General features: G+C 64.9%; 16 protein-coding genes. 12 read left to right on the top strand and 4 right to left on the bottom strand.

Translation table 11 applies throughout. The annotated features are described in order from the left end of the window. Positions 1-185 precede the first annotated feature (185 nt). The 4 genes from JWP90_RS01590 to JWP90_RS01575 all read left to right on the top strand — a co-directional run bounded on the left by JWP90_RS01590 (position 186) and on the right by JWP90_RS01575 (position 5,535). Entirely contained in the window at positions 186-1,535 is a 1,350-nt protein-coding gene (locus JWP90_RS01590) for an ABC transporter substrate-binding protein (protein ID WP_297358893.1), read from the top strand. Positions 1,536-1,613: 78 nt separating this feature from the next. After that, entirely contained in the window at positions 1,614-2,585 is a 972-nt protein-coding gene (locus JWP90_RS01585; protein ID WP_297358892.1) for a carbohydrate ABC transporter permease, read from the top strand. Further along, on the top strand, positions 2,582-3,574 hold the full coding sequence (locus JWP90_RS01580) for a carbohydrate ABC transporter permease (RefSeq protein WP_297358890.1): 993 nt from the start codon (positions 2,582-2,584) through the stop codon (positions 3,572-3,574). The genes JWP90_RS01585 and JWP90_RS01580 overlap by 4 nt, the downstream gene beginning before the upstream one ends. Positions 3,575-3,651: 77 nt before the next feature. Next, positions 3,652-5,535 (top strand): ABC transporter ATP-binding protein, encoded by a 1,884-nt coding sequence (locus JWP90_RS01575; protein WP_297358888.1) that lies wholly within the window; start codon positions 3,652-3,654, stop codon positions 5,533-5,535. 6 nt (positions 5,536-5,541) lie between these two features. Here JWP90_RS01575 and JWP90_RS01570 read toward each other — a convergent pair whose 3' ends face one another. The 4 genes from JWP90_RS01570 to JWP90_RS01555 all read right to left on the bottom strand — a co-directional run bounded on the left by JWP90_RS01570 (position 5,542) and on the right by JWP90_RS01555 (position 9,227). Continuing rightward, positions 5,542-5,727: a hypothetical protein gene (locus tag JWP90_RS01570; RefSeq protein ID WP_297358886.1), complete on the bottom strand. Its 186-nt coding sequence runs from the start codon at positions 5,725-5,727 to the stop codon at positions 5,542-5,544. 799 nt (positions 5,728-6,526) lie between these two features. Continuing rightward, on the bottom strand, positions 6,527-7,498 hold the full coding sequence (locus tag JWP90_RS01565; RefSeq protein WP_297358883.1) for a hypothetical protein: 972 nt from the start codon (positions 7,496-7,498) through the stop codon (positions 6,527-6,529). A 318-nt stretch (positions 7,499-7,816) separates the two neighbouring features. Then, a complete protein-coding gene (locus tag JWP90_RS01560) occupies positions 7,817-8,530 on the bottom strand; it encodes a DUF305 domain-containing protein (protein WP_297358881.1) in 714 nt (237 codons plus the stop codon). A gap of 1 nt (position 8,531) precedes the next feature. Further along, a complete protein-coding gene (locus tag JWP90_RS01555) occupies positions 8,532-9,227 on the bottom strand; it encodes a DUF3105 domain-containing protein (RefSeq protein ID WP_297358879.1) in 696 nt (231 codons plus the stop codon). Between the two features lie 302 nt (positions 9,228-9,529). Between JWP90_RS01555 and JWP90_RS01550 the strand changes: the two genes are divergently transcribed. The 8 genes from JWP90_RS01550 to JWP90_RS01515 form a co-directional block, all read left to right on the top strand. Continuing rightward, positions 9,530-10,897: a cystathionine beta-synthase gene (locus JWP90_RS01550; protein ID WP_297358877.1), complete on the top strand. Its 1,368-nt coding sequence runs from the start codon at positions 9,530-9,532 to the stop codon at positions 10,895-10,897. A 135-nt stretch (positions 10,898-11,032) separates the two neighbouring features. Beyond that, positions 11,033-12,217, top strand: a complete 1,185-nt coding sequence (locus tag JWP90_RS01545; RefSeq protein ID WP_297358875.1) for a cystathionine gamma-synthase — start codon at positions 11,033-11,035, stop codon at positions 12,215-12,217. Between the two features lie 208 nt (positions 12,218-12,425). Further along, positions 12,426-13,790, top strand: a complete 1,365-nt coding sequence (locus JWP90_RS01540) for an MFS transporter (RefSeq protein WP_297358960.1) — start codon at positions 12,426-12,428, stop codon at positions 13,788-13,790. Between the two features lie 171 nt (positions 13,791-13,961). Further along, complete coding sequence (locus JWP90_RS01535) at positions 13,962-14,993, top strand: LacI family DNA-binding transcriptional regulator (RefSeq protein WP_297358873.1); 1,032 nt, start codon at positions 13,962-13,964, stop codon at positions 14,991-14,993. Between the two features lie 418 nt (positions 14,994-15,411). Continuing rightward, positions 15,412-16,488, top strand: a complete 1,077-nt coding sequence (gene chvE / locus JWP90_RS01530) for a multiple monosaccharide ABC transporter substrate-binding protein (protein ID WP_297358958.1) — start codon at positions 15,412-15,414, stop codon at positions 16,486-16,488. 99 nt (positions 16,489-16,587) lie between these two features. Then, positions 16,588-18,117 (top strand): multiple monosaccharide ABC transporter ATP-binding protein, encoded by a 1,530-nt coding sequence (mmsA, locus tag JWP90_RS01525; protein WP_297358871.1) that lies wholly within the window; start codon positions 16,588-16,590, stop codon positions 18,115-18,117. 31 nt (positions 18,118-18,148) lie between these two features. Continuing rightward, positions 18,149-19,390 (top strand): multiple monosaccharide ABC transporter permease, encoded by a 1,242-nt coding sequence (gene mmsB, locus JWP90_RS01520; RefSeq protein ID WP_297358869.1) that lies wholly within the window; start codon positions 18,149-18,151, stop codon positions 19,388-19,390. A 45-nt stretch (positions 19,391-19,435) separates the two neighbouring features. After that, a partial coding sequence (locus JWP90_RS01515) for a hypothetical protein (RefSeq protein WP_297358867.1) occupies positions 19,436-19,854 on the top strand: 419 nt, incomplete at its 3' end.

The following is a 19,854-nucleotide window of genomic DNA, read 5'->3' as shown; positions in this document are numbered from 1 at the left end:
CCGCGTATTTCCGCCGAGAGAGCGCGATCATCGCTGCAATGCGTTCGGCGTGGATGCTTGTGAATCCGGGTGCGGTGCCGTAACTTTTGCATGGAACCGGTTCCCTAACGGGCAGCCGGAGTTGCACCAGCAGGGCTGAGGCTCCCCACCTCGACCCGCAATCACACTCAATGAGGAGAACAGAGATGAGCTTCACGACCAAACGTCGTATCCTGCTGCCGCTCGCTGCAGCAGGGATCGTCGGTCTCGCACTCACCGCCTGTACGGGCGATGTCGCGGCCGGCAACAAAGCGGAGACGGACTGCTCTGACTATGAAGCGTACGGAACCTTCGACGACAACCCCGAAGTGACCATCGGCGGCACCATCCAGGACATCGAGGCGGACCGCCTCGTCGAGTCGTGGAAAGACTTTTCCACCTGCACGGGAATCGACGTGTCGTACCAGGGCACCAAGGAGTTCGAGGCGCAGATCGCCGTGCTCGCTGAGGCAGGCAACGCGCCCGACATCGGGATCGTCCCGCAGCCCGGTCTTCTGGGCCGGCTGGCCGCAGGCGGCTGGCTGAAGCCGGCGCCGAAGGCCGTCGAGGAGAACACCGACGAGTTCTGGGGCGAGGACTGGAAGCAGTACGGGAGCTACGAAGGCACCTTCTACTCAGCGCCGCTGATGGCAAGCGTCAAGGGCTTCGTCTGGTACTCGCCGAAGGAGTTCAAGGACAAGGGTTATGAAGTCCCGACGACCCTCGACGAGCTGAACCAGCTCTCGGAGACCATCGCAGCTGAAGGCGACCACAAGCCGTGGTGCGTCGGTCTCGGTTCCGGTGACGCCACCGGATGGCCGGGAACCGACTGGATCGAGGACTACGTCCTCCGCCAGGCTGGCGCGGATGTCTACGACCAGTGGGTCAAGCACGAGATTCCGTTCAACGACCCGCAGATCGTCGAGGCCTTCGACGCCGTCGGTGAGATCGTCAAGAACCCCGACATGGTCAACGGTGGCCTGGGTGACGTTTCCAGCGTGATCTCCACCGAGTTCGGTGACGCCGGACTGCCGATCCTCGACGGCACGTGCTCCCTGCACCACCAGGCATCCTTCTACGAGGGATTCTGGCCAGAGGGCACGGACGTCAGCCCGGACGGTGACGTCTTCGCGTTCCTCCTCCCCTCGGTTGAGGCCGGTGGAGAGAAAGCAGTCACCGGTGGTGGCGAGTTCCCCGTCGCGTTCAGCGAAGGCACGGAAGTCGACGCCGTCCGCGCTTACCTGTCCAGCGACACGTGGGCGAACAACCGCGTCAAGCTCGGCGGTGTGATCAGCGCCAACAAGGGCCTCGACCCGGAGAACGCGTCAAGCGACGTGCTCAAGGAGAGCATCGAGATCCTGCAGGACCCGAAGACGGTGTTCCGCTTCGACGGCTCCGATCTCATGCCGGCCGCTGTTGGCTCCGACTCCTTCTGGAAGGGCATCGTCGCCTGGGTCTCCGGCGACAACACACAGAAGACGGTGGACGCCATCGAATCCAGCTGGCCAAAGAGCTAGCTGACATTCCCCAATCGAGGGCGGAGTTGCCGACGGCGGCTCCGCCTTCGATCTCCCTCTTCCGAAAGGCGTAGTTCAATGACGACCGCTGACCTCATCGGCAAAATCATCCAGGTGGTGGGCGGGCTCGCCATTTTCGCCGCCATCGTCGGCCTCCTCTTCTTCCTCCTCGACAAAGCGCCCAGGCGGGGCAAGGACTACTGGCAGCTCGTCGTGTTTCTCGCGCCGGCTCTCATCCTCGTCATCCTCGGCCTGATCTATCCGGCGATCCGCACGAGCCTTCTCGCCTTCACCAACAACCAAGGCGACTTCAACGGCCTGAACAACTTCGTCTGGATGTTCACCCAGCCGGCCATCCTCAACACCCTTCTCAACACCGTGATCTGGGTGCTGCTCGTACCGACGATCTCCACGACGGTCGGCCTCGCCTACGCGGTCTTCATCGACAAGTCGCGAGGCGAGAAGATCTACAAGGCGCTCGTCTTCATGCCGATGGCCATCTCCATGGTCGGCGCAGGCATCATCTGGAAGTTCGTGTACGACTACCGTCAGTCCGGTACCCAGCAGATCGGTCTTCTCAACCAGATCGTGATCTGGTTCGGTGGTGAGCCGGTCCAGTGGCTGCAAACGTCACCGATCAACACGTTCCTTCTCATCGTCGTGATGATCTGGATCCAGACAGGGTTCGCGATGGTTGTGCTTTCCGCCGCCATCAAAGCCGTGCCGGTCGAGCAGCTCGAGGCTGCAGAGATCGACGGCACCACCCCGTGGCAGAGATTCACCAACGTGACCCTCCCGGGCATCCGCGGCTCGCTCGTCGTCGTCATCACCACGATCTCGATCGCCACGCTGAAAGTCTTCGACATCGTGCGGACGATGACCGCCGGTAACTTCGACACCAGCGTCATCGCGAATGAGATGTACACCCAGGCGTTCCGCGCCGCTGAACCCGGCCGTGGCTCCGCCCTCGCCCTGGTGCTGTTCATCCTCGTTCTGCCGATCGTCATCTACAACATCCGAGTCATGCGGAAGCAGAGGGAAATCCGATGAGCACCACACCGATCGCCGCCACGACGCCGGATCCTGACACCGGCAACCGACTCGCCCGGGGCGCCGACGCTGAAGTCGGCCCGAAAGCAAAACGGGTCAAGAGACGGCTCACATCGCGCACAGCCACCGTTGCCTCCCTCGTCATCGCGGTTCTCTGGACCATCCCCACCTTCGGCCTGTTCATCTCGTCGTTCCGCCCGGCCGAACTGATCCAGTCGACCGGCTGGTGGACGATCTTCCAGAACCCGGGATTCACCTTCGAGAACTATTCCGAGGTGCTTCTTTCCGCCTCCCAGTCGTCACCGCAGCTGGGCTCATACTTCGTGAACTCCCTGGCGATCGCCATCCCAGGAACGATCTTCCCGCTCATTCTCGGGGCGATGGCCGCCTACTCCTTCGCCTGGATGAAGTTCCGGGGATCGAACTGGCTGTTCATCCTGATCTTCGCCCTGCAGATCGTGCCGCTCCAGATGGCACTGCTGCCCCTGCTGCAGATGTTCACCACGTTCCTGCGCCCGCTGCAGAACCAGTTGCACGACGTGCTGCCGATGATTCCCGAGCAGAACTACCTGCCGGTGTGGATCGCGCACACGATGTTCGGTCTTCCGCTCATCATCTTCCTGCTGCACAACTTCATCTCGGAGATCCCGGGCGAAGTGATCGAGGCGGCGCGGGTCGACGGGGCCAGCCCCGGGCAGATCTTCTTCCGGATCGTCCTGCCGCTTGCCCTCCCGGCCATCGCGTCGGTCGCCATCTTCCAGTTCCTCTGGGTGTGGAACGACCTGCTTGTCGCGTTGATCTTCTCCGGTGGCACGCAGGATGTCGCGCCACTGACTCAGAGGCTGGCTGAACTGACCGGTACTCGAGGGCAGGACTGGCAACGGCTGACGGCTGCGGCGTTCGTGTCGCTCGTCATCCCGCTGATCGTGTTCTTCAGCCTGCAACGTTACTTCGTGCGCGGCCTGCTTGCCGGTTCGACCAAGGGATAGGCGCTCGAGCGAGCGTCCACGTCCGGATCTCCCGGACCCCGGCATCCGTCCTCCGATGCCGGGGTTAGGGTGAATCCATGAGTATGCATGGGAGCGGTGGCCGCGGCGGCGGTGGACGCATGCGCGGCGGCGGCGATGAGGAAGCCCAGCGCGCCGTCAACGCCGAAGCGCCGCGGATACCCCATCTCTTTCGGCGGATCGTGACGCTGTTCCAGCCGCACCGGGCGAAGATCACCCTGACCGTCGCACTCGTGTTGGTCGGTGCGGCGTTGAGCGTCGTGCCTCCGCTTCTCGTCGAGCGGGCGTTCGACGAGGGGCTGTTCCCGAAGAGCGGGGGACCGAACCTTCCGGCTCTGGGGCAGATCGTCGGCGTGATGATCCTGATCTACGTGATTGCCACGGGTCTCGGCGTCTGGCAGACGTGGCTCACCGCGACGGTCGGAAACACGGTGATGGGGGAACTCCGGGTGGCGCTGTTCCGCCGCCTGCAATCGATGGAACTGGGCTTCTTCACCAGGACCAAGACCGGGGTGATCCAGTCGCGGCTGCAGAACGACGTGGGCGGAGTCGCCGGTGCGCTCAGCAACACGATCGCCAGCGTGCTCGGCAACACGGTGACCGTGCTCGCGGCGTTCGTCGCCATGCTGCTGATCAACTGGCAGCTCACGGTCGTTGCGCTCGTGCTGATGCCCATCCTCGTGATCGCGCAGCGTCGTGTCGGGCAGGTACGGGCGAGGATCGCCACGAAGACGCAGGAATCCCTCTCCGATATGACGGCCATCACGCAGGAGACGTTGAGTGTTTCCGGTGTGCTGCTGTCGAAGAGCTTCAACCAGCAACCCGCCGAGATCCAGCGTTACCAAGGTGCGAACGAGGAGCAGGTCCACCTGCAGGTGAAGCAGACGATGAGCGGCCAATGGTTCTTCGCCATGGTCAACATCTTCCTCTCATCGATCCCGGCGATCGTCTACCTGGTGGCCGGATCGCTCATGGCCGGCGGCGCCCCCGACATCACGGCCGGCGCCATCGTCGCCTTCACCACCGTGCAGTCGCGGTTGCTGTTCCCGCTGATGGCGCTGATGCGGGTGGGACTTGACCTGCAGACATCCGGAGCCCTCTTCGCCCGTATCTTCGAATACCTGGACCTCAAGCCGGCGATCGCTGATCGCCCGGGTGCGGTTCCCGTAGCGGATGCCGGGGGTCGCCTCGGCAGCGTCGCGTTCGACGAGGTCTCCTTCCGTTACCCGGACGCCGCTCAGGGGTCCCGGCCCACCCTCGACCGTGTGTCGTTCTCGATCCAGCCTGGGCAGTTCGCGGCCTTCGTCGGGCCGAGTGGGGCTGGGAAGACCACAGTGTCCTACCTCGTGCCGCGGTTCTACGACGCGACCGGCGGACGGGTGCTCTTCGCCGGCACGGATGTGCGCGACCTCACGGCGGAGTCACTCGTCTCTCACATCGGCATCGTCAGCCAGGAGACCTACCTTTTCCACGCGACGATCGCCGACAACCTCCGGTACGCGAAACCGGATGCGACCGACCTCGAACTCGAGCAGGCGGCGCGCGCGGCGAACATCCACGACACGATCGTGTCGTTCGAGCAGGGCTACGAGACGGTCGTCGGGGAGCGGGGTTACCGCCTGTCCGGCGGGGAGAAGCAGCGCATCGCCATCGCCCGCGTCCTGCTGAAGGACCCGCCGGTGCTGGTGCTCGACGAGGCGACCAGCGCTCTTGACACCCTCTCGGAGCGGGTGGTCCAGCGGGCGCTTGAGGCGGCATCCGCTGGACGCACGACCATCGCCATCGCGCACCGTCTTTCGACGATCGTGCAGGCCGACGTGATCTTCGTGATCCAGGATGGGCGGATCGCCGAACAGGGCACGCACGCGGAACTGCTCGCCCTGGACGGCACGTACACGCGGATGTTCGAGGAGCAGCTGGGGAGCCGGCCGCTCGTCGATTGAGCGTTGCTAGCTGTGCGCTTTGCTCCGGTTGAGCGCCTTATTCACCTCGAGGATGCGTTTCCGCGCGTCCAAGCACATCGGGTTGAGATAGCGCAGGTCTCTCACGGAGATACCCAGCCGTGCGGCGACTTCATCCGCGAGGTCGTCATGGGCGACGGTGTAGCTCCGCGGGACTTTGTCCTCGGAAGTCACGCCGCAGACGCCCGCCGGTCTCGCCGGAGTCCTTCACCGTGAGCCGGGTCGCATGTCGGGAAGCGTCCCGTCGATGGCAGCTGTCGAGAGCTCTCGGCGAGCTCTGTGGTCCGTGTTGATGATCAGCAGCGTCCGAAGAGAACCGGAATTCCCCTCGACGATCTGAGTCATCACAGGAAACGACTGGTCGGGTTCCTTCGTAGGGGGCATATGGGAGGGATCGGCTCATCATGGTGTTGCATCCCGCGTGTGGTTCCACCGTGATCGCAGACCAGCGCATGGCCGTCTCGCCCTCGTATTCCGAGCGGACGTCGAGCAACCGAAGTTCGACGGTACCGACCGACGTGACACCTCGACGTCGCCGGAGATGTGGTCGTCGCCGATGAACGTTCCCGTTGGGACTACCGTTCCTGGCTCAAGTTCCGGGACCGCGACTGTGGATTGCGGCGTAGGCGAGATGGATGCTCCGGGTGGCAGCGCGGCAGCGGCAGCGGCAGTGGCAGTGGCAGTGGCAGCGGCAGCGGCAGCGGCAGTGGCCGTCGCCGTCGCCGTCGGTGTCGCCGCCGCACGTGAGTCGAGGCTGGCGCAGCCCATCGCCGGATCGCGACGACGCAATCGGAGGGTGGGGCGGAGAGGGGCCTGGGTTCGGTTCGTCCGGCGCGAATGCCGGGAAACGGCGGCGGGAGCCTGTAGATGGGACGGATGAACGCATGCCGTCGTGCGTGCCGACGGTTCGTCCGTCGCGAATGCCGGGAAACGGCGGCGGGAGCCTGCAGGTGGGCCGGATGAACGGGTGCCGTCACCACGACACTGCCCGCTGTTCGCGCGCCAGCGATACACGCCGCACGACCTCGGCCGGATCCGCGAACACGTGCCGCTTCGTGAGCCGCACGATGCGCCATCCGTTTTCGACCAACCGGTTGAGTCGGTCGATGTCGTGCTGGAACTGCTCGGCCGTCATCCAGTGATGCTCGCCCTCGTACTCGATGGCGATCTTGAGGTCCGGGTAAGCGAGGTCGATGCATCCGAGGAATCGGCCCTCACCGTCATATGCGTCGAAGTTCAGCTCCGGTTCTGGAAGTCCTGCGTCCATGAGGATGAGCCGCACCCAGCTTTCGAGCCGCGACCAGGAACCGGTCCGGATGCGCCCGAACGCATTCCGGAGCGCGCCGATGCCGGGTCGTCGCCCGGCGTCGATCGCGGCGCGCAGCTGGTCGAGCGTCGCCAGGGGAGCCGGGCCGGGCATGCCGCCCGCTGATCCCCGGATGCACACGATGGCGTCGCCGACGGCGACGAGGTCGTATGGGCTGAGCACGGTGCCGAGCGTTGCCCAGGTCGATGCCGGCGTGGTGAGTCGCAGGCCGTCATGGACGGTGAGATGGAAGAGGCGCGAGTCGATCTCGTGCCCGCGGACATTCGCACCGCGCGGCGCCCGTCTGGGGCGGGATACCGACACGTCGAGAAGTCGATCGCCGAGAAGCGGAAGCGGCAGGCCCCAGAGAACCGCAGCCGTCGTGTGACTGAAAAACTCAGTCGGCCGCATCCGTGACGCGTAGGCGTGGGTCAGGCGCACTACCTCCGCGCGTATGTGCTGCGCCCGTCCCGTAGAAACGTCATCGAGCGCGCCCGCGGGAAGTGACGAACGGACACCGTGGAACGGGCGCTCGAGGTCTGCGGCGGCGAGGCGAGATCTCCCGACGCCGAGTTGGCGAGCTTCGGCAACGGTGAAAGCGGGGGCAAGCTCGGACGGAAGCCGACGGGGGATGCGCATCCGTCAACAGTTTCACCAGACAGGTCCGGTAGCGGCTGGACGCCGAAATCTGTGGACAACAGGCGCCCTGTGGAGAAAGGTCATCCGGGATGTCGGCGGAGCGCACGGTGCCGTCCGAGTGCGAGCGGGAGGTGTTCGTCCGTCCCGAATGCCGGCTTCGCGGTGCAGAAACCGGCGTTTGTGACGGATGGGGTTCGCGGGCTCCCGTGGCCCGGCGTTCGTCCGTCCCGAATGCCCGAATTGCGGTGCGAAAGTCGACGTTTGTGACGGATGTACGCAACGCATCGGATGCCGCAACCGCCCCGCGAGCGGACGCGCCTACGGGGCCGGGCGCTCCGCGAGCATCTCGTTCATCAGGTCGATCTCGGATTCCTGGCTCTCCACCACTCCGGTGGCGAAGGTACGCACCGTCTCGTTCGTGCTGCGGTCGAGCACGGCGTTGGCCATGTCGATCGCGCCGACGTGGTGGGCGATCATGAGCTCGAGGAACATCCGCTCGGCGGCAACCCCCGTGAGGCTCTTGAGCTCCGCGATCTGCTCAGGCGTCGCCAGCCCTGGCATCGGTTCGCCCGGCTTATGGGCGCTCTCATCCGTGCCGTGGTCGTGCCCGGCGCCTTCGAGGGTGGGGCGCATCATCCAGGTCATCTGCGGCTCGCTGGAGTGCGCAGGCAGGCGCCAGATGTCGAGCCAGCCGCTCATCCTGCCCGATTGCCCACCCTGGGTCAGCGCGATGTCGTAGGCGAGCAGCCGAACCGCTTCGTCGTCGGTCAGGTCGCGAATGATCATCGACAACTCGACGCCCTGGTCATGGTGGGTCTGCATGTCACGGGCGAACCCAGCCTCCGCACTCGTGTTCGTCGGCGTCGGATCGCCCAGTGTCGACAGGCGGCCGACGGAGAACGCGACGATACCGACGACGACCACAACGGCAAGGGCGAGCAGGAGCAGGGCGAGCGGTGACCGTCGCCGTGAAACGGGGGCCATCGACTCCTCGGATGCCACGGCATCCGTCTCGAAGGCGGGGCCAGTCAACTTACGCCTTGCCTGGTCCGTCGACGGCACCGGTGCACGGTGCGTTCGGCTCGGGAACGTCGCCGCTCCTCCAGTACTCCTCGAAGAACTCAGAGATGCGCTCATCCGAGGCTTTGTCGACCTGCAGCTGGGTGTTCCAGACGGAGAGGACGATCGGCGACGGCAGACCCTCGAAGGGGGAGAGGATCACGAAGGTGGATGGCAGCTTCGTCTTGAGCAGGTCGAGCTCTTCGGCGGAGATCGACGGGTCATAGGTGACCCAGATCGCCCCGTGCTCAAGCGAGTGGACGGCATTCTCGTTTGGCTGCGGTTCTGTGTAGATGCCACAGTTCAGCCACGCCGGGTTGTGGTCGCCACCGGCTGGAGGTGTCTGCGCGTATTCCACACTCGTCTGCACGTGGTTGTTCGTGTTCTGGAACGTCTCCACGCCCTCGATCTTGGCTCCTGAACCGCCCGCGGTGTAGCTTGCGCTTCTCGGCGTCGTGAGGATCAGGGACGTGACCAGAAGAGCCAGCACCGCGACACCGGCGACGATGGCCGAGATGATGCCGATCTTCTTGGTGCGACGCTTCTTCGCCTGCTCCCTCTTGAACGCCTCGACCTTTTGCGCGCGCTGTTCGGCACGCTGCTCCTTGATCGTCAACTGCTTCGCAGGGTTGCCGCTCTTGCTACCGGGGGAATCGCTTCGCGGGGTCACTGTGGCCTCTCGTGTATCGGGAAAGCCCGGCATGGCGTCACGCGCGCAGACAATCCGGGTGTGCGTCCAGCTTAGAACCCCGAAATCCCGTTTGCTGAGAGCGCGGTGAACGGATGCCCGGGACGGCTCCCCCAGAAGGGGCGCCGTCCGCTTTCGACCGAGAGCGCCGAGGCAGCAGCTCAGCTCGGAACCTGTAACAGAACAGGACCAGCGGCTAGGCTCGAACAGGCGGCCACGAGCCGCTCCCCGGGCCGCATGGATCCGCGCCCGACGCACACCACACCATCACCGAACGGACGCATGTGAAGTACGCAGAGAGCATTGTCGATCTCGTGGGAAACACCCCGCTGGTCAAACTCAACCGGGTGACCGACGGCATCAGCGCCACGGTGCTGGCGAAGGTGGAATACCTCAACCCAGGCGGAAGCGTGAAGGACCGCATCGCCGTCCGCATTCTCGACGCCGCCGAGGCATCCGGCCAGCTGAAACCGGGAGGAACCATCGTCGAACCGACGAGCGGCAACACCGGAGTCGGCCTCGCCCTCGTCGCCCAGCAGCGCGGCTACCGTTGCATCTTCGTCGTACCTGACAAGGTCGGCGAGGAGAAGCGCAACGTGCTGACCGCGTACGGCGCCGAAGTCGTGGTCACGCCGACCTCGGTCGCCCCCGAGGACCCGGAATCGTATTACAGCGTCTCCGACCGCCTCGCCGCCGAAATCCCCGGCGGGTACAAGCCCGACCAGTACTTCAACCAGAACGGCCCGCTCAGCCACTACGAGACCACGGGTCCCGAAATCTGGAACGACACCGACGGCCGCATCACCCATTTCGTGACCGGCGTCGGCACCGGCGGAACGATCACCGGCACCGGCCGGTACCTGCGTGAGGTGTCCAATGGGGCCATTCGCATCATCGGCGCAGACCCCGAAGGTTCGGTCTACTCAGGCGGGACCGGCCGGCCATACATGGTCGAGGGGGTCGGCGAGGACATGTGGCCCGGCGCATACGACCCGGGCGTCGTACATGAGGTGATCGCGGTGTCGGATGCCGAGTCCTTCGCGATGACGCGCAGGCTCGCCCTCGAGGAAGGTCTCCTCGTCGGCGGATCGAGCGGTATGGCTGTCGTTGCTGCCCTCAAAGCGGCCCGTGAGCTTGGCCCGGACGACGTCGTCGTCGTGCTCCTGCCCGACGGCGGCCGCGGCTACCTCGCCAAGATTTTCAATGACCAGTGGATGCGCTCGTACGGCTTCCTCGAGGAGGCGACCGAGGAACGCACCGTCGCAGACGTCGTCCGCGCCCGGACAGGCGAGCTCCCCCCGCTGCTGCACGTTCGGCCTACCGACACCGTGCACGACGCGATCAGTGTGATGACCAGGCACGGGGTATCCCAGCTGGCCGTGCTCAGCGCCGAACCCCCCGTCGTCATGGGCGAAGTGCTCGGGGCGGTCTCCGAAAGCTCCCTCCTGGACAGCGTCTTCTCAGGGGATGCGAAGATGACGGATGCCATCGCGACCGTCAATCAGCGTCCACTGCCGGTCATCGGATCCGGGGAGACGCTGGCGGCGGCTTGGGAAGCGTTGAAGGCGTCCGACGCTCTGATAGTGGCCCGAAACGGTAACCCGCTAGCTGTTCTCACCCGCCAGGACCTGTTGGGCTTCCTCAGCGCCTGACCTCAGATTCATGAGACCCATCAAAATTCAGGAGAATGAGGCCGACACGCCGTCCAGTCGCGTCGCGACACGGCGTGTCGCGAAGGATCTCCTGAATCTGGACGAGCAGCACACGACGAACATGAGAGAGACAGCATGAGCTCGCAGGAAACGAAGAAGAAAAAGGACACCGGCTTCGCCACCCGCGCAATCCACGCCGGGCAGGACTTCGACCCGACGACCGGTGCGGTGATCCCTCCGATCCACCAGTCCTCGACCTTCGTGCAGACGCACATCGGCGGACTGCGCAACGGCTACGAGTACGGCCGCGGAGGCAACCCGACCCGCAACGCGCTCGAGGAACAGCTGGCGGCTCTCGAGGGAGGCAAGCACGGGCTGTCATTCTCCTCAGGCCTCGCCGCCGAGGATGCGCTGCTCCGCGGCATCCTCAAGCCCGGCGACCACATCGTGCTCGGCAACGACGCATACGGCGGAACGTATCGGCTGATCAATCGCATCTTCGGCGCCTGGGGCGTCACCCACAGCGTGGTCGACATGTCGAACCTGCGTTCGGTGCAGTCGGCGATCACGGAGAACACCCGGGTGCTCTGGGTGGAGACGCCGTCGAACCCGCTGATGAAGATCACAGACATCGCCGAATTGGCAGAGATCGGCCACGCTGCGGGGCTCACCGTCGTCGTCGACAACACCTTTGCCTCGCCGGCGCTGCAGAATCCGCTCGCTCTCGGCGCCGACGTGGTCGTGCACTCGACCACCAAGTACCTCGGCGGACACTCCGACGTCATCGGTGGAGCCCTCGTGCTCAACGACGACGACATGCACGAGAAGGTCCGGTTCATGCAGTTCGCCGCTGGAGCGGTCTCCGCACCGATGGACGCGTTCCTGACCAGCCGTGGCATCAAGACCCTCGATGTGCGCATGCAGCGCCACACCGAGAACGCCGAGGCCCTCGCCGCGTACTTCGCCGAACATTCCGCTGTCGAAACGGTGTACTACCCGGGTCTCGAGTCGCATCCGGGGCACACCCTCGCCGCAAGCCAGATGTCGCGATTCGGCGGGATGCTCGCGCTCGGCTTCGCCGGCGGAGAACGGATGGCACGCCGATTCGCCGAATCGACGCGTGTCTTCCAGCTGGCCGAGTCCCTCGGCGGCATCGAATCGCTCGTCAACTACCCGGCGGAGATGACGCACGCCTCCGTCGCCGGCACTGAACTGGCCGTGCCAGCCAACGTCGTACGGCTCTCGGTCGGCCTTGAGACGGTCGACGACCTGCTCTCCGACGTGGATCGTGCGATCGGCAAGGCGCTCAAGAAACGTTGACCGCGCGCGCATAACTCCGCCTCGGCGGCGTCCGTTGCCGGCGGCGGGCCCGGGTCGGCGGCCGGGCCCCGACGGCCCGTCGTTCTGGCGGAGTTGTGCGCAACCGGGCGTTCCCGACGCACCGGCGAAGGTCTAGGCTCGACGGGTGACGTCCGACGCCAGGCTCGGTGCGGCATCCGGCAATCGGGCACCGGATGCACCATCCGGGATCTTCTCGTCCCGCTATCTGTGGGTGACGATCGGCGCGTGCTCGCTGGTGTTCCTGGCAGCGTTCGAGTCGCTCGCGGTGACCACGATCATGCCGCTGGTCAGCGCCGACCTCGACGGCGCCGCACTGTACGCGCTGGCGTTCGCCGGTCCCCTTGCCACCGGCGTCATCGGCATGGTCGTCGCAGGCAATTGGTCTGACCGCAACGGCCCCATCACGCCCCTGCTGACCTCGGTGGTGGTCTTCATCGTCGGACTGTTCATCGCCGGCCTTGCGACGGACATGACGGTGTTCCTTCTCGGCCGGCTCGTGCAGGGGCTCGGCTCCGGCGCGCTGAACGTCGCGCTCTACGTCGTCGTCGCCCGTATCTATCCGCCGGCGCTTCACGCTCGGATCTTCGCCGGTTTCGCCGCGGCCTGGGTGGTGCCGTCGCTCATCGGACCGTTCGCCGCCGGCGTCGTCGCTGAGGCCACAAGTTGGCATTGGGTGTTCCTCGGAGTCGTCGTGCTGGTGCTCTTCGCCATGCTCATGGTCGTGCCGGCGATTCGGATGCTGCGGGCCGGCCCGCAGCTCGACCGCACCACGCGCCCGGCCTGGGCCTTCGGTAAGATCGCCTGGGCTGTGCTCGCTGCCGTCGCGGTGCTCGGGCTGAACCTCTCTGCCCGCCTGGACGGCGCCGTCGTTGGCATTGTTGCTGGTGCGGCGATCGCGGTTGCCCTGCTCGCGGTGCGACCGTTGATCCCCGCCGGTAGCCTCCGAGCGGCGAGGGGGCTGCCCACCGTCATCCTGCTGCGCGGACTCGTCTCAGCGGCTTTCTTCGGTGCCGAGGTGTACATCCCTTATCTGTTGAACGAGCGTTACGGGTTCTCGGCCTCGCTCTCCGGCCTCGCGTTGACGGGTGCTGCGCTCAGCTGGGCGAGCGCATCGTGGCTGCAGGGCAGGCTGGACGGCGTCCTCAGTCACATTCGGGCGATGCGGATCGGCACCGTTCTCGTGCTTGCTGCGATCGTCCTCGCCGTGGCGACCGCCGCAGCCGGGCTGTCACCCGCGGTGATCATCGGCGGCTGGCTTCTCGGTGGTGCAGGGATGGGGCTGATGTACCCGCGGCTGAGCGTCATGACCCTCTCCTACTCGAGCGACAGCGACCAGGGGTTCAACAGCTCTGCGCTGTCGATCTCTGACTCGCTCGGCGCCGCGATCGCCCTCGCATCGACCGGCATCGTCTTCGCCGCGCTCGTCGAGCTCGGCGGCTCGTGGCCTTTCGCCGGATGTTTTCTCCTCGCAGCTGCGCTTTCCTGTGTGTCGCTCGGCATCGGCTCTCGGGTGGGCGACGGGCGGCGCACCGTCTCCGGCGGAGCCATATAGCTTTCCGGGAATGTGGCGCCGTCCGCAGCGCCGCTCGCCGATGTGACAGGCGTGTGACAGCGCGGGACGCTCGTCACACGGTTGTCACATCCGTCCCTGCCCACCGCCGATGCGTGCATAATTGACGTGATCGCTCGGATGTGACCGTGCACATTCAGGAGGAGGTGTCCTGTGTCAGAGTCCGTGCCAGAGAGCGTAGACCGGGGACGCGCGCCGAACATCCGTGACGTCGCACGCCTCGCCGGGGTGAGCCACCAGACCGTTTCTCGCGTTCTCAACAACCACCCGAGCATCCGTGAGTCGACGAAGCAGCGCGTGCTCGAGGTGATGACCGAACTGCAGTACCGGCCGAACCGGGCAGCCCGTGCGCTCGTCACCAGTCATTCCCGGACGATCGGCGTGCTCGCCTCCCAGCGGTCTCAGTACGGCCCATCGAGCATCATCCAGAGCATCGAGCTGGCTGCGCAGGATGCCGGTTACCTGGTCTCGACCGCGAACATCACCGCGACGGACGAGGACTCGATCGTCACGGCGCTCGACCACCTCAACGCGCAGGCCATCGAAGGTCTCGTGATCATCGCGCCGCAGGTTCGGGTGGTCAGGGCGATCTCGAATCTCGACCTCCGGGTGCCTTTCGTCACCATGAGCACAACGGACGGGACGGAGGACCATGCCGTCGCGGTCGACCAGGTCGCCGGGGCGCGGCTCGCCACCCGGCACCTGATCGAGCTCGGGCACCGGGACATCTACCACCTGGCCGGCCCGCAGGACTGGATCGAGGCGGAGGCGAGGATGCATGGGTTCCTGCAGGAGATGAACGCGCAGGATGTCCCGACCACGGCCCCGATCCTCGGCGACTGGTCCGCCGATTTCGGCTACTACGCGGGCCGTGAGCTCATGAGGGTACGCGACTTCACGGCGATCTTCTCGTCGAATGACCAGATGGCTCTCGGCCTCATTCACGCGATCCGTGACGCAGGGCAGGATGTGCCGCACGATGTCTCGATCGTGGGGTTTGACGACATCCCCGAGGCCGCACATTTCTGGCCGCCGTTGACGACGGTGCGGCAGGACTTCCCCGAACTCGGGCGGCGTTGCGTCGCCCAGCTGCTCGGGACGATGGGAAAGGCTCCTAGCGGTTACGCTGGCCCGATCCAGCCTGAACTCATCGTGCGCCGGTCGACGGCAGCTCCCTCGTTTTGACGAGGAACCTGCTGCGCCACTCCCACATCCCGAGCCCGTGCGAGGGCCAGATCGCTGGCACCCGGGTCGCGGTTACGCAATCGAGATCTTCGGGCTTGACATGATCGCGGGTTATCTGAGTAACATGTGACAGTAATGTGAACGGTCACATTGCGCCACCGAAATCGACAGCGTCGAATTCGACCGTGTCGAAGTTCAGTGACGAAGGAGTCCCCACACACTTTCGCGGTTACCCGCCCCGGCACGCTTCGGCTGCCGACTCGAGCTAGGTTCTCATGGACGCAGCCTGCTCTCGCGGTGCACCACCCTGTCTGATTCCTCAGACGACAACGACGTCCATGGCACCGATTACAGAACCGATTACAGAGAGGTAAACACAGTGAAGAAGATTCTCATCGCGACACTGGCGGCCGGCGCAATGGTCGTGTCGCTCGCAGCGTGCTCACAGGGCGGTTCAGCCAGCGAAGACGCAGCCGGCGGAGGCGCCCTCGTCGGCGTCGCCATGCCGACCAAGTCCAGCGAACGCTGGATCCAGGACGGCAAGGCCGTCAAGGAGCAACTCGAAGCCGAGGGCTTCAAGGTCGACCTGCAGTACGCAGAGGACGACATCCCGACCCAGGTCTCGCAGATCGAGAACATGATCACCAAGGGCGCAGAAGCCCTGATCATCGCATCGATCGACGGAACAACGCTGACGCAGGTCCTCCAGGATGCTGCGGACGCCGAAATCCCCGTCATCGCCTACGACCGCCTGATCCGCGACACCCCGAACGTCAGCTACTACGCCTCGTTCGACAACTACAAGGTCGGTCAGCAGCAGGCCAACTCCGTGCTCAACGGGCTCGGCCTGGTCGACCTCGAGGGCGAGCCGGTCGACGGGGCACCCGCCGGACCGTTCAACATCGAGATGTTCGCCGGCTCGCCCGACGACAACAACGCAACCTTCTTCTGGGATGGCGCGCAGGACGCCCTGAAGCCGTTCATCGAGGCAGGCACGCTCGTCGTCAAGAGCGGGCAGACCGACTTCGAGCAGGCTGCAACACTCCGCTGGGACGGCGAAACCGCTCAGAAGCGGATGGAGAACATCCTGACGTCGAGCTACTCCGACGGCACGAAGGTCAACGGGGTGCTGTCCCCGTACGACGGCATCTCTCGAGGCATCATCTCGGCACTGACCGACGCTGGATACACCACCGGTGAGGAATGGCCGGTCATCTCCGGCCAGGACGCGGAGCTCGACTCCGTCAAGGCCATCAACTCCGGCGAGCAGTTCGCGACCATCTTCAAGGACACCCGCAAGCTGGCAACAGCTGCCGTCGAGATGACGGTCGCCGTTCTGGACGGCGGGAAGCCAGAGGTCAACAACGAGAAGGACTACGACAACGGTGAGTTCGTCGTGCCGTCCTACCTCCTCGACTCGCAGATCGTCGTCAAGGACAACGTCAACGACGTCCTGGTCGACTCCGGCTACTGGACCGAAGAGGAAATCGGATAACATCCGCATTTCCCAGCTCGACGCCGGTGGGGGAGTAGTGTTTCCCCACCGGCCGTCGGGTGCAATGAAGCAGGTTTTCGGTATGGAAAAGGTGCGAAAGTGACCACAAACATCCTCGAGATGCGCAGCATCACCAAGACGTTCCCCGGTGTCAAGGCACTGTCCGACGTGACCCTCGACGTCGAGCGGGGCACCGTCCACGCCATCTGCGGCGAGAACGGGGCGGGCAAATCGACGCTCATGAAGGTGCTCTCAGGCGTGTACGGGCACGGCACCTACGCCGGAGACATCGTTTTCGAAGACGAGACAGTCGAGTTCAAGGACATCCGCGACTCCGAGGCAAAGGGCATCGTCATCATCCACCAGGAACTGGCCCTGAGCCCGTACCTGTCGATCGCCGAGAACATCTTCCTCAACAACGAGCAGACCGGGGCATTCGGGCTGATCGACTGGAACAAAACCAACCACGAGGCGGCCACACTGCTCGCCCGCGTCGGATTGAAGGAAAACCCGACCACCAAGATCCTCGACATCGGTGTCGGCAAGCAACAGCTCGTGGAGATCGCCAAGGCCCTGTCGAAACGGGTCAAACTGCTGATCCTCGACGAGCCGACCGCGGCGCTCAACGACGAGGACTCCGACCACCTCCTCGACCTGATCCTGCACCTGAAAGAGCAGGGCATCACGTCGATCATCATCAGCCACAAGCTCAACGAGATCAAGAAAGTCGCAGACACGGTCACCGTGATCCGCGACGGCAAGACGATCGAGACGATCCAGAAAACGGATGTCACCGAGGAGCGGATCATCAAGGACATGGTCGGTCGCGACCTCGAACACCGCTATCCGGACCACACGCCGAACATCGGCGAGGAGATCCTGCGCGTCGAGGACTGGACAGCCCACCACCCGCAGGACCCCACCAGGGTCATCGTCGACGAGGTGAGCATCAACGTCCGCGCCGGGGAGATCGTCGGAATCGCCGGGCTGATGGGTGCCGGGCGCACAGAATTCGCGATGAGCCTGTTCGGGCACTCCTACGGCTCCCGGATCTCCGGGAAGGTGTTCAAACGCGGCGTCGAAATCAAAACCCGCACCGTCTCCGAGGCCATCAAGAACGGCCTGGCCTACGCCACGGAAGACCGCAAACACTACGGCCTGAACCTGCTCGAGGACATCAAACGGAACATCGCCCTCGCGTCACTCGACAAGCTGTCGTCGAACGGCCTCGTGAACGACAACGAAGAGTACAAGGTCGCCAACGGCTACCGCACAAGCATGAACATCAAAGCCCCCAACGTGCTCGCGAAGACCGGCAAACTCTCCGGCGGCAACCAGCAGAAGGTCGTGCTGTCGAAGTGGATCTACGCCGACCCCGACGTGCTCATCCTTGACGAGCCCACCCGCGGCATCGACGTCGGCGCCAAATACGAGATCTATGCGATCATCAACGCTCTCGCCGCCGAGGGGAAGGGCATCATCGTCATTTCGAGCGAACTGCCTGAACTCCTCGGAATCTGCGACCGCATCTACGCCCTCAGCGAGGGTCGCATCACCGGCCAGCTCCCGATCGAGGACGCCAACCCGGAATCCCTTCTCAAGCTCATGACCATGGAAAAGCCGCGCTGACCCGCCGGCGCCACCAAGGAGAACCGCGACAATGACAAACACCCAGACCCCGGTGACGGAAGAAACCGCTGCAGGCGGCGGAGTCCGCCTCGTCGAGAACAGATTCACCAGCTGGCTCAGCCACCTGGTCTCCGACCTCGGCAAGAACGGAATCTTCATCGCGCTTCTCGCGGTGGTCCTGTTCTTCGCCGTCGTGACCGACGGCATCCTGCTGCGCCCGCAGAACATCTCGAACCTGATCGTCCAGAACGGGTACATCCTCGTGCTGGCCATCGGTATGGTGATGATCATCATCGCCGGTCACATCGACCTTTCGGTGGGATCGGTCGCCGCGTTCGTCGGCGCCTGCTCCGGCGTCTTCGCTGTCTCATGGGGCCTGCCCTGGTGGCTGGCTGTCGTGCTGTCGCTCGGGATCGGTGCGCTCGTCGGGGTGTGGCAGGGTTTCTGGATCGCGTACGTGGGCATACCCGCGTTCATTGTGACGCTCGCGGGCATGCTGATCTTCCGAGGGCTCGCGCTCGTCGTACTCGGGAACGCCAACATCGGTTCGTTCCCCACCGAGTACCGCGCCCTGGGCAACGGCTTCCTCAGCAACGTCTTCGGTGACCTCGAACTGGACCCGCTCACTCTCATCATCGCGGGCGTCGCGGTCGTGGCCCTGATCGTGCAGCAGTTCCGTACCCGTACCGGGCGTCAGAAGTACGGCCAGGATGTCGAACCGATCGTCTGGTTCGTCGCCAAGCTCGTGCTCATCGCCGTCGCGATCGGCTTCTTCGCCTACGCGCTCGCATCGTACAAGGGCATCCCGGTGACCCTGATCGTGCTCGCGGTCCTCGTGCTCATCTACGGCATCATCATGAACCGGAGCGTCTTCGGCCGCCACGTCTACGCGATCGGCGGGAACCGGCACGCCGCTGAACTGTCGGGCATCAAGACACGCAAGACGGACTTCCTGCTCTTCGTGAACATGGGAGTCCTTGCGGCCCTCGCCGGCCTGATCTTCACAGCGCGACTCAACCTGGCCGGACCGAAAGCCGGCGACGGCTTCGAGCTCGAGGCGATCTCAGCCGCGTTCATCGGTGGGGCCGCGGTGCAGGGCGGTGTCGGCACCATCGGTGGTGCAATCATCGGCGGTCTGATCATTGGCGTACTCAACAACGGGATGTCGATCCTGGGCCTCGGAATCGAATGGCAGCAGGCCGTCAAGGGCCTGGTCCTGCTCCTCGCCGTCGCCTTCGACGTCTACAACAAGCGTCGCTCGGGCGGAAAGTAGCGACGCCGCGGTCGTCGGCTCTGCTCAGGCGACCCGGGGATTCCCATGAACAAGAAACGGATGTCTCCCCTCGGCGCGCTGCCCGACGGAGCGCGGCTGATCGCCGTGCTCGGCGACCTGCCTGCTGTCGATGGTGTGCCCGTCCTGGGCATGGAATCCCTGCTCCTCCCGTTCCAGAGTGTCGCCGACAACGTTCTTCTCGGCTCCGAGGAGGCAGGCGGGTTCTTCTCGGGCAGGCAGAAACGGGAACAGCGCGCGGTCCAGCTGCTCGACCGAGTGGGACTCGCCGTGCCGCCGGCGATACCGGTACTCCAGCTCGACGCCGTCGACCAGCGCATCGTCGAGCTGGCCGGGGTGCTTGGACGCACGCCGGACTTCGTCGTCGTCGATGAGCGCTCGAACACCTTCGGCACGGACGAGACGCTGCGCTGGCACACCGCTCTCGCCCACGCCAGCGAAACCGC

Source organism: Mycetocola sp. (genome assembly GCF_025464835.1).
Taxonomy (GTDB): Bacteria; Actinomycetota; Actinomycetes; order Actinomycetales; family Microbacteriaceae; genus Mycetocola_A.
The sequence above is the reverse complement of the archived record's forward strand: the minus strand, read 5'-3'. Positions and strand labels throughout refer to the sequence as shown.

What these genes read in the sequence shown, in the direction of transcription:
- JWP90_RS01590 (WP_297358893.1), top strand. Translation starts at nt 186, where the DNA reads ATGAGCTTCACGACCAAACGTCGTATCCTGCTGCCGCTCGCTGCAGCA.
- JWP90_RS01585 (WP_297358892.1), top strand. Translation starts at nt 1,614, where the DNA reads ATGACGACCGCTGACCTCATCGGCAAAATCATCCAGGTGGTGGGCGGG.
- JWP90_RS01580 (WP_297358890.1), top strand. Translation starts at nt 2,582, where the DNA reads ATGAGCACCACACCGATCGCCGCCACGACGCCGGATCCTGACACCGGC.
- JWP90_RS01575 (WP_297358888.1), top strand. Translation starts at nt 3,652, where the DNA reads ATGAGTATGCATGGGAGCGGTGGCCGCGGCGGCGGTGGACGCATGCGC.
- JWP90_RS01565 (WP_297358883.1), bottom strand. Translation starts at nt 7,498, where the DNA reads ATGCGCATCCCCCGTCGGCTTCCGTCCGAGCTTGCCCCCGCTTTCACC.
- JWP90_RS01545 (WP_297358875.1), top strand. Translation starts at nt 11,033, where the DNA reads ATGAGCTCGCAGGAAACGAAGAAGAAAAAGGACACCGGCTTCGCCACC.
- chvE (WP_297358958.1), top strand. Translation starts at nt 15,412, where the DNA reads ATGGTCGTGTCGCTCGCAGCGTGCTCACAGGGCGGTTCAGCCAGCGAA.
- mmsB (WP_297358869.1), top strand. Translation starts at nt 18,149, where the DNA reads ATGACAAACACCCAGACCCCGGTGACGGAAGAAACCGCTGCAGGCGGC.